The 10091-nt window shown below is 71.2% G+C and carries 9 protein-coding genes and 1 pseudogene; 7 read left to right on the top strand and 3 right to left on the bottom strand.

Going from position 1 to position 10091, the window contains the following annotated elements; translation table 11 throughout:
• Nucleotides 1-338, top strand: a pseudogene (locus AC1DP0_RS11900) (gfo/Idh/MocA family oxidoreductase); the annotation flags it as partial.
• A gap of 9 nt (nt 339-347) precedes the next feature.
• A complete protein-coding gene (locus AC1DP0_RS11895; protein ID WP_478084776.1) occupies nt 348-695 on the top strand; it encodes a DUF2500 domain-containing protein in 348 nt (115 codons plus the stop codon).
• Between the two features lie 41 nt (nt 696-736).
• Here the strand turns inward: AC1DP0_RS11895 and zwf are convergent, their stop codons facing one another.
• Nucleotides 737-2170, bottom strand: a complete 1434-nt coding sequence (zwf, locus tag AC1DP0_RS11890; RefSeq protein ID WP_478084775.1) for a glucose-6-phosphate dehydrogenase — start codon at nt 2168-2170, stop codon at nt 737-739.
• A gap of 91 nt (nt 2171-2261) precedes the next feature.
• On the opposite strand from zwf, the gene AC1DP0_RS11885 reads away from it, so the two are divergent.
• Nucleotides 2262-2525, top strand: a complete 264-nt coding sequence (locus AC1DP0_RS11885; protein WP_478084774.1) for a GlsB/YeaQ/YmgE family stress response membrane protein — start codon at nt 2262-2264, stop codon at nt 2523-2525.
• A gap of 38 nt (nt 2526-2563) precedes the next feature.
• Here the strand turns inward: AC1DP0_RS11885 and AC1DP0_RS11880 are convergent, their stop codons facing one another.
• Complete coding sequence (locus AC1DP0_RS11880; protein WP_478084773.1) at nt 2564-4222, bottom strand: ABC-F family ATP-binding cassette domain-containing protein; 1659 nt, start codon at nt 4220-4222, stop codon at nt 2564-2566.
• Nucleotides 4223-4806: 584 nt separating this feature from the next.
• Here AC1DP0_RS11880 and AC1DP0_RS11875 point away from each other — a divergent pair.
• The 4 genes from AC1DP0_RS11875 (at nt 4807) to serS (ending at nt 9378) form a co-directional block, all read left to right on the top strand.
• Nucleotides 4807-5706 (top strand): ABC transporter ATP-binding protein, encoded by a 900-nt coding sequence (locus AC1DP0_RS11875; protein WP_478084772.1) that lies wholly within the window; start codon nt 4807-4809, stop codon nt 5704-5706.
• Complete coding sequence (locus tag AC1DP0_RS11870; protein ID WP_478084771.1) at nt 5703-6563, top strand: ABC transporter permease; 861 nt, start codon at nt 5703-5705, stop codon at nt 6561-6563. Before AC1DP0_RS11875 ends, AC1DP0_RS11870 begins: the two co-directional genes overlap by 4 nt.
• Before the next feature lie 189 nt (nt 6564-6752).
• Nucleotides 6753-7895, top strand: a complete 1143-nt coding sequence (locus AC1DP0_RS11865; protein WP_478084770.1) for a ScyD/ScyE family protein — start codon at nt 6753-6755, stop codon at nt 7893-7895.
• 157 nt (nt 7896-8052) lie between these two features.
• Nucleotides 8053-9378: a serine--tRNA ligase gene (gene serS / locus AC1DP0_RS11860; protein ID WP_478084769.1), complete on the top strand. Its 1326-nt coding sequence runs from the start codon at nt 8053-8055 to the stop codon at nt 9376-9378.
• Nucleotides 9379-9435: 57 nt separating this feature from the next.
• On the opposite strand, the gene AC1DP0_RS11855 is transcribed toward serS, so the two are convergent.
• Nucleotides 9436-10091: Gfo/Idh/MocA family protein (locus tag AC1DP0_RS11855; protein WP_478084768.1), on the bottom strand; the 656-nt coding region annotated here is incomplete at its 5' end.

Raw genomic sequence — 10091 nt, 5'->3', positions numbered from 1 at the left:
GGGGAGGACACGGCGTCCTGTCCTGCACGATGGCCGGCGTGACGCCGTGCACCGCCGTCGTCGCGGGCACCGAGGCGCGGCTCGAGCTGTCCGGCACCTTCTACGGCGCCGGCTCGACGATCCGGCTCGTGAACCGCAACAACGAGGTCSTCGACGAGCGAGCCGGCGGTCTCACCGACGACGTGCGCGGCTTCTCCTACGAGGCGGCCGAGTTCGCCCGCTGCCTCGTCGCCGGCGAGACCGAGTCACCGCTCCTGCCGCACGCGACGACCTTGCGCGTCATGGAGACGATGGATGACGTACGCCGTCAGGTCGGGGTCGTCTACCCGGGCGAGTGAGTCGCCGGCATGGATCCCTTTCCGCTCCTCTTCACGGCCACCGCGGTCTTCGTCCTCGCGTTGATCGGTTTGGTCTGGGTCAAGCTCTTCCTCCAGTGGCGGGCCAACGAGGCGGCGCCCCTGCTCGGCGTCGACGCGATGGTCGTCTCGCATCGCGCCCGACTGCGCAACAACCCGGGGATGGACCGCTCCTTGTGCTACGTCACGTTCGAGCAGCCGTCTGGCGAGCGGCTCGAGCTGCAGGTCAGCCGTCAGGACGACGACCAGCTCGCCGAGGGCGACCGGGGCCGCCTCGTCCACCAGGGCACGCGCTTCAAGGGGTTCACCCCGCACAGCGCCGTGGAGTGGCCGCGCTGAGCCGGCCGGACGGCATACGCCCCTGACGGCACCTCCAAGGGTCAGGCTCCGGCGAGGTTCGGGTCCCGCCAGCGGCGCTCGAAGGGCAGCCGCCACGTGAACGGGGCCACGAGCTGGTGGATCTGGTTGGGACCCCATGTGCCGGCGTCGTAGGGCCGCACGACGGGCGGGTTGTCGAGGAGCGGCTGGGAGATCTCCCAGAGCCGCTCGATGCCCTCGGCCGACGTGAAGAGCGTAYGGTCACCGCGGGCGGCGTCGTAGATGAGCCGCTCGTAGGCCTCGAGCACCGCTCCGGCCCAGTCGGTCTCGCCCATGGAGAACTGCATCGACAGCTTGTCGAGCTTCATCCCCGGGCCGGGTCGCTTGCCGTAGAACGACAGGGACATGCGCGACCGGTCGGCGAGGTCGAAGGTCAGGTGGTCGGGGCCGTTGTCCCCGACGCCCGAGCCCGGCGGGAACATCGAGCGCGGCGGCTCCTTGAACGCGATGGAGATGATGCGCGCACCCTGGGCCAGTCGCTTGCCGGTGCGCAGGTAGAACGGCACGCCGGCCCAGCGCCAGTTGTCGACGAAGCACTTGAGCGCGACGAACGTCTCCGTCTGGCTGTCGTGCTTGACGCCCGGGACGTCGCGGTAGCCGACGTACTGCCCGCGCACGACGTCGTGCGGCTCGATCGGCGACATGGAGCGGAAGACCTTGTTCTTCTCCTCGCTGATGGCCGCCGGCTCGAGCGCGGTCGGCGGCTCCATGGCCGTGAAGGCCAGGACCTGGAAGAGGTGGGTGACGACCATGTCGCGGTAGGCGCCGGTGTTCTCGTAGAAGTCGGCCCGCTGCGCCAGACCGAGCGTCTCGGGCACGTCGATCTGGATGTGGTCGATGTGGTTGCGGTGCCAGATCGGCTCGAAGAGGCCGTTGGCGAAGCGGAAGGCGAGGATGTTCTGCGCCGCCTCCTTGCCGAGGAAGTGGTCGATGCGGAAGATCTGCTCCTCGTCGAAGACCTCGTGCAGCTCGGCGTTGAGCGCGCGGGCGCTCGCGAGGTCGGTGCCGAAGGGCTTCTCCATGATGATCCGGCTGCGCTCGACCAGCCCGGCGGCGGCGAGCTGGCGCACGACCGTCAGCGCCGCCTTGGGTGGCACCGAGAGGTAGTGCAGACGTCGCGCGCCCTCGCCGAGGATGGCCTCGGACTCGTCGACGGCGGCCCGGATCCCTTGCGGCCCAGCGCTGCCCGGCACCCAGTAGATGCGGTCGGCGAACTCGCGCAGGTCATCGTCGGTGACGGTGTGGCTCGAGTGCTCGCGAATGGAGGCGAAGACGAGATCGAGGAACTCGTCACGGCTCAGCTCGTCGAGCGACGTCGCGACGACCCGCAGACCCGAGAGCAGCTGCGACTCGTGCAGGTGCAGCATGCCCGGGAGCAGCTTGCGCTTGGCGAGGTCTCCGGTGGCGCCGAACAGGACGACCGTGGTGGCTGGCATGGGTCCAGAGTGGCGCAGATCGGGCTCCGGCGGGAGGTACGTTATCGCCGAACTCCTGTGCTGGGCGTGGATGCGGTCCTAGGCTCGGTGCATGCTCATTCTCGGCATGATCCTCTTCGGCATGCTCGTCGGCGCCGCGGCCCAGCTCATCCTGGGCCGGGAGGGCAAGAGCATCGACTGGACGATGGCGTTCGTCGCGGGCCTCGTCGGCTCGTTCGTCGGTGGCCTGCTCGCGAGCCTCATCGCGGGTGACGGCATCCAGCTGCGACCCAGCGGCATCATCGGCTCGATCGTCGGCGCATTGATCGTCACGGGCGCGTGGCGCTGGAGCCGCACCCGCAGCGTCACCCGCTGACCGGGGGCACCTCGAGCCGGTCGGGCACCCGGCCGGCGTCAGAGGGTCTCGACGCCGACGCGGCCGCCCTTCACGACCCACCGGTGGGTCAGGCGTATGCCGTCCAGCAGGCTCTCGTCGTGGCTGACGACGAGCACCGTGCCCCCGAAGGCCGCCACGGCGGCCTCGAGCTGCTCGATGGCATCGACGTCGAGGTGGTTCGTCGGCTCGTCGAGGACGAGGACGTTGACCTGACGGCCCTGGAAGAGAGCCATGAGAGCGCGGGTGCGCTCGCCCATCGACAGGCTCCTCGCGGGACGAGCCACATGGTCCGAGCCGAGCCCGAACTTCGCGAGCAGCGTGCGCACGTCGGCGACCGGCCACTCCCTGGAGGTCTTGGGGTGAGGACCCAGCTCGCCCCGCACGACCTCGAGGACCGTCGCGTCGTCGTCGAGCAGCGATCGGCGCTGGTCGATGATGCCGACCGCGACGCGGGTGCCGAGGGCCTGACGCCCCGAGGCGAGCGGCAGGTCACCGAGCAGCGCACCGAGCAGGGTCGTCTTGCCCGAGCCGTTGTCGCCGACGACGGCGATGCGGTCCGCTCGTCCGACCGTGAGGCTGACCGGGCCGAGCCGGAAGCCGTGCCGCTCGACGACCGCGTCCGACAGGGTCGCCACGACGTCGGCGGACGGGCGGCCCTCGGTGATGGCGTAGCGCAGCTGCCACTCCTTGCGCGGCTGCTCCACGGTGTCGAGTCGGTCGGCGGCCCGCTCGAGGCGGCCGCCCTTCGCGGCCTGGCGGTCCGCCCGGGCCTTGTGCTTCTCGCGGATGTGCTTGTCCGGCTCCTTGCCGAGGGCGACGTTGCGCCGGCCCCTGTCGGCCCAGTCGTGGCGTTGCCGGGACTGCGCGAGCAGCGAGTCGCGCTCGGCGGCATACCCCTCGTAGGCCTCCCACGCGTGCGCGCGGCCGAGCTGGCGTTGCTCGACGAACGAGCTCCAGCCGCCGGTGTAGTGGCCGATGCGCTGCTGCTTGGCGTCGAGCTCGACGACGCTCGTCGTCACCGCGTCGAGGAAGGTGCGGTCGTGGCTCGCGATGAGGATCGGCCCCTCGTGGGCCCGGACGAACTCGGCCATCAGGGTGAGGCCGCGCGCGTCGAGGTCGTTGGTCGGTTCGTCGAGCAGGAGCACGTCGTACTGGCTGAGCAGCACGGCGACGAGGCACGCCCGAGCGGCCTGCCCGCCGGAGAGTGTCCCGAGCGGACGGTCCGCGGCGACGTGGAGCCCGACTCGGGCGGCCGCCTCGGGCAGACGTTCGTCGAGGTCGGCGGCGCCGAGGGCGAGCCAGCGCTCGAGCGCCGTGGCGTAGCGGTCCTCGCTGCCCTCGTCACCGGCCGCGATGGCAGCGGAGGCAGACTCGAGCTCGACGTCGGCTGCGGTGACGCCGGTGCGCCGACGGGCATACGTCAGGAGCGTCTCCGACGGGTCGGGCACGACCTGCGGGAGCCAGCCGATCGTCGCGTCGCGCGGGGCGAGACGGATCGAGCCGGCCTCGACGGGCAGCTCGCCGACGACGGTGCGCATGAGCGTCGACTTGCCCGACCCGTTGGGGCCGACGACGGCCGTCACGTCGCCGTCGGCGAGCGTCAGGTCGAGACCGGAGAAGAGGGTGCGTGCGCCGAAGGCGACGTCGACGCCGGAGAGGGTGAGGGTGCAAGACATGAGGGGTCCTTGATGGTCGGCAGGGCCCCGCGGGTGACGTCGGACGGTGGTCGACCGGTCAGCGGCGGGCGGGCTCGAGGCATCAGGAGATCCACACGGGGGAGACCGTAAGGGCCCGCGGCGACCCGCGTCCACCGCTTTTCCGCCCGCCCCACGACGGAAACCCCGCCCGGGCGGAGTTGTTGCGGTCGGAGGGGCTGTTTCGGGCGCGGTGGGTCCGCCCGGGCGGAGTTGTTGCGGTCGGCGGGGGTGGTTCGGGCGCGGTGGGTCCGCCCGGGCGGAGTTGTTGCGGTCGGCGGGGGTGGTTCTGGCGCGGTTGGTCCGCCCGGGCGGAGTTGTTGCGGTCGGCGGGGGTGGTTCGGGCGCGGTTCGTCCGCCCCGACGGAGTTGTTGCGGTAGGTAGGAGGGGCTTGTCGAGGACGCGGCGGGACGGCATACGACCAAGGTCTGCTTTCCCACCCACGGGGGCACCGACCCTGAGCATGGACCCTGAATCGGGTCAGGGTTGCTGCGCCCGGTTTGGGGGTCGGAATCAGGCGGGTGACGGATGTGCGGCACCCGAGCGCTCCGACACGGTGGAGCCCATGATCACAGTGGAGCGACTCACCAAGCGCTACGGCCCGTTCACGGCCGTCGACGACGTCTCGTTCGAGGTCAAGCCGGGACTCGTCACCGGCTTCCTCGGACCCAACGGTGCCGGCAAGACGACCGCGATGCGCGTCATGGCGGGCCTCACCCCCGCGACCTCGGGTCGGGCGACCGTGCTCGGCAAGCCGTATGCCGCCCTGCCGAACCCGGGACGCCACGTCGGCCTCCTGCTCGACGCCTCAGCCCAGCACGCCGGCCGGACCGGCCGCGAGGTGCTGACCCTCGGCGCGATCCTGATGGGCGTCGGCAAGCACCGCGTCGACGAGATGGTCGAGCTCGTCGGCCTCACGGAGAAGGAGGCGAACCGGCGGGTCCGCAACTACTCGCTCGGCATGCGCCAGCGCCTCGGCATCGCGCACGCACTGCTCGGCGACCCTGAGGTCCTCATCCTCGACGAGCCGGCCAACGGCCTCGACCCGGCGGGCATCCGCTGGATGCGTGACCTGCTGCGCGGCTACGCCAACGAGGGCGGCACGGTGCTGCTGAGCTCGCACCTGCTCAACGAGATCGAGCGCGTCGCCGACGAGATCATCGTCATCGGCCACGGCGCGATCGTCGCGCAGGGCACCAAGGACGAGCTGCTCGCCGGCGCCGGCACGTTCGCGCGCTCCACCGACGACAAGGCTCTCCTCGGGGCGCTCGCGGCGCAGTCCATCGTCGCGCAGCAGACGCCGACCGGCGGCCTGCAGGTCGAGGCGGAGCCCGTCGTCGTCGGCCGCGTGGCCGTCGCCCACCAGATCGTCCTGACCGAGCTGCGCGGCGCCGACAGTCGGGGACTCGAGGAGATGTTCCTCGACCTCACGGCCGACACCGCCCGAGAGGAGGTGGCGGCATGACCGCGACCACGAGCACCCCCACGACCGCCGCCCCCGCCGGCGCGCAGGTCTCCAAGAACGCCGAGTCGGCGCTGCCGACGTGCGCGTCCGTGCCGAGCCGGATCGCCGGGCCGCGCCCCACGGCAGGCGTGCCCTTCGGTCGCCTCGTCCACGTCGAGCTGCGCAAGATGCTCGACACCCGCGCCGGCCGCTGGCTCATCATCGGCATCGGCGCGATCATCGCGATCGCCCTGACGATCATGTTCTTCAACCAGGGCGGTCAGCACGCCTTCGGTGAGTACCTCCAGGCCACGACGATGCCGATGGCGCTCATCCTGCCGGTCGTCGGCATCCTCGCCGTAACGTCCGAGTGGAGCCAGCGCACGGGCCTGGTCACCTTCGGGCTCGAGCCGCGCCGCATGCGCATCGCCTGGGCCAAGCTGCTGTCGGCGCTCCTCGTCGGCGTCTGCGCCTTCGCTCTGGCGCTCGTGCTCGCCGCCCTCGCGCACCAGGCCGCGATCACCTTCCGCGGCATCGACGGCGACTGGTCGATAGGTGGGCTCGTGCTCCTCGGCGCCGGCGGCTACGTGCTGCTCGGCATCGCCCAGGGCGTCGGTTTCGGCATGCTCTTCAAGAACACGCCGGCTGCCGTCGTCGTCTTCTTCGTCCTGCCGACGGCGTGGTCGATCCTCGCCTCGATGGTCGCGTGGGTCGGCGATGCGGCCGTGTGGCTCGACCTGAACCAGACGATGAACCCACTCTTCGAGGGTTCCCTGACGGCTGCGCAGTGGGCCCACCTCGGCACGTCGGTCGCCGTCTGGGTCGTGGCTCCGCTCGCAGTCGGCATGTGGCGCCTCACCCGCGCCGAGGTCAAGTAGCCCGCCGCCCCTCTCGACGGGCGGAAGGGCTTGGGACGTATGCCGTGTGCCGAAGCGGGGCACACGGCATACGACGGCTAGTAGCCGTCCCAAGCAGACCTTCCCGTCAGTTCTCGTGCTTTCCCTGAACGGCGCGCCGCCCGCCCCTAGCGTGGTGAGGTCAGGGGAGCGTCTGAACAGGGAGGCCCCATGAGCAAGCGAAAGCTGATCCGTCGTTTCGCAGGAGTCAGCGCCGTGGCTCTCGCCGCGAGCGTGGCCGGAGCCAGCTCCGGCGTCGCACATCCGTCGTCCCACCCGTCACACGCGCCCGAGGTCATCGCCTGGGGCCTGCACAGCCCTCGTCAGCTGACCTTCAGCCCGGAGGGTGGGCTCTATGTCGCCGAGGCCGGGTCGACGGGCACCATGGGCTGCCAGCCCAGCCGGGAGGACCCCACCGCGAAGGCCTGCGTGGGCCTGACCGGCTCGGTCGCTCGAATCGGTGCGGCGGGCAAGGTCCGCCGCGTGGTCACCGGCCTGCCGTCCGCCGGAACCGCTGAGGACGCGCTCGGTCCGTCCGACCTCGTCTTCACCGGTGAGAACCGCTTCTCCCTCGTCATCGGGCTCGGCGGGCCACCGGAGTACCGGGCCGCCTTCGGCCCGGCCGGTGCTCGGCTCGGCACGCTCGTCAGCGTCGACCTCCGCAGCGGCGAGGACAAGGGAGCGGCCCGGGTGACACGGCTCGCCGACCTCGCCGCCTTCGAGGCCCGCGCGAACCCCGACGGGACCGACATCGACAGCGATCCGGTGGGGCTGGCTCGCTCCGGCGACAGCTACGTCTACGCCGACGCCGGCGCCAACGCCGTCAACACCACACGCCGGGGCGGCTCCACGATCGCCGTGCTCAAGCCGGTGCCGACGACCGTTCCCTCGCCTCCCTCGCCAGTCCCCGTGGGCTTCATGGCAGACGGTGTCCCGACCGATGTCGTGAGGGGTCCCGACGGGGCCTGGTACATCTCGCAGCTCGTCGGTTTCCCGTTCGAGAAGGGCTCGTCGAAGGTCTGGCGGGTCGTGCCCGGTCACATGCCGACCGTGTACGCCAGCGGCCTGACCAATGTGACGTCGCTGGCCTTCGACCAGTGGGGTCACCTCTACGCCGTCGAGATCTCCGCGAACGGACTGCTCAGCGGACCCATCGGCGCCCTCGTGCGTGTCCGGGCCGGATCGACCTCTCCCGACGTCGTCGTCGGAGGGTTGACTGCGCCCTACGGGCTCGCGTTCCGCGGCCACCAGGCGTACGTCACGACGGGCAGCGTCTCGCCGGACGCCGGGAAGGTGGTCAGGATCGGCCTTTGATCCGCCTGTGAACCGACGGCGTTGCAGCGCCGCACCCGGCCGGCCACCCCCGCTCTCGCTCGCGGGGGTGGCTCCGTCGTGAGCCGCGCCGCAGGAAGGAGGGGACCCGCAGGATCTCGGTCGTGGGGTGCGTCGGCGCGCGGATAGGCTGACCCGCGTGATCGACATCAAGCTCGTGCGCGACGAACCCGACCGAGTCCGCGCCTCACAGCAGGCCCGTGGGGAGGACCCGGGGATCGTGGACGCGATCCTCGCTGCCGACGAGCGCCGTCGATCCTCCCTCGGCGAGTTCGAGAAGCTGCGCGCCGAGCAGAAGACCGTCAGCAAGTCGGTCGGTGCCGCGATGGGCGCCTTCCAGAAGGCCAAGAAGGCCGGAGCCCCCGACGCCGAGCACCTCGAGAAGGCGGCCCACGAGGCGCGTACGCACGCGGGCAAGCTGAGCGAGCAGGTCAAGTCGCTCGAGAGCGACGCCGACGAGGCCGGGGCCGAGCTCGAGCGCCTGCTGCGCCAGGTCGGCAACGTCATCATCGACGGCGTGCCCGTGGGCGGCGAAGATGACTATGTCGTGCTCGAGACCGTCGGCACGCCAAGGGATTTCGCGGCGGAGGGCTTCGAGCCACTCGACCACCTCGCGCTGGGCGAGAAGCTCGGCGCCATCGACATGGAGCGCGGCGCCAAGGTCGGCGGGGCGCGCTTCTACTACCTCACCGGTGTCGGCGCGATGCTCGAGCTGGCGCTGCTCAACATGGCGATGGCCCAGGCCACTGCCGCCGGTTTCACGCCGATGATCACGCCGACGCTCGCGCGCCCCGAGATGATGATCGGCGCCGGCTTCATGGACGCGCACGCCGACGAGGTCTACCACCTCGAGGCCGACGACCTCTACCTCACCGGCACCTCCGAGGTGGCCCTCGCCGGCTACCACTCCGACGAGATCATCGACCTGTCGGCCGGCCCGAAGAGGTATGCCGGGTGGTCGGCCTGCTACCGCCGCGAGGCAGGGTCGCACGGCAAGGACACCCGCGGCATCATCCGCGTGCACCAGTTCCACAAGGTCGAGATGTTCAGCTACTGCCGGCCCGAGGACGCCGAGGCCGAGCACCAGCGCCTGCTCGCGTGGGAGCGCGAGATGCTCGCCAAGATCGAGGTGCCCTACCGCATCATCGACACCGCGGCCGGTGACCTCGGTGGCCCCGCGGCGCGCAAGTTCGACTGCGAGGCCTGGGTGCCGACGCAGGGCAAGTTCCGCGAGCTGAGCTCGACCTCGAACTGCACGACGTTCCAGGCGCGCCGGCTCAACACGCGCGAGCGCGACCCGAACGGCTCCGGCACCCGCGCCGTCGCGACGCTCAACGGCACACTCGGAACGACGCGCTGGCTCGTCGCCATCCTCGAGAACCACCAGCAGGCCGACGGCTCGGTGCGCGTGCCGGAGGCGCTGCGCCCCTTCCTCGGTCTCGACACCCTCAAGCCCCTCACCTGAAGGTCGAGTGCCCACTTCCCGACGCTCACCCCACCCCCTGGACCCCGATCGAGGGCTTCAGGGGGTGGGGGCGTAGGTGATGTCGAGCTGCCTCGTCACCTCGTCGAGCGCGCTCATGTTGGCCTGGACCGAGGCCGCGTCGTGCAGGGGAGACTCGCGCAGACCGTCGCCGATGCAGCGGGCGGCCTCCAGCGCCGAGTGGTAGAGGGCGCCGTGGCCGATCGGCTCGGGGTCGGTCCACGTGACCGAGCGTGACCCGTCTGCTGCGGTGACGACGACGTCGCCGGGCATGAAGAAGGGCCCGGGCAGGGTGAGCGTCGCCGTCGTCCCGGCGATCGTCGCCGACGTGGGCGTGCGCGTGAGCAGCGTCGAGTGCAGCACGCTCGTCGCGTCGCCGGCGTGCGTCAGGACCATCGCGGCCTGGCCGTTGACGCCCGTCGCCGTCATCGAGCCGGCCGCCTGCACGCGGGAGGCCGCTCCCAGCGCCCACGTCGCGAGGGTCGTCACGTAGGTGCCGAGATCAAGGAGAGACCCGCCCGCCATGGCGGGGTCGAGGATGCGGTGCGGCGGGTCGAAGTGCTCGCCGTGGTCGGCGAGGACGGTCTGCACGTCCCCGAGCAAACCGGCGTCGAGCACCTGCCGCACGACGTCGAAGCGCGGCAGGAAGAGGGTCCACATCGCCTCCATGCAGAAGACTCCGGCTGCCGCGGCGG

It is taken from the genome of Terrabacter sp. P5_B1, assembly GCF_056400505.1.
Note: the sequence above shows the minus strand (reverse complement) of the source record. Positions and strands in the feature narration are given on the sequence as shown.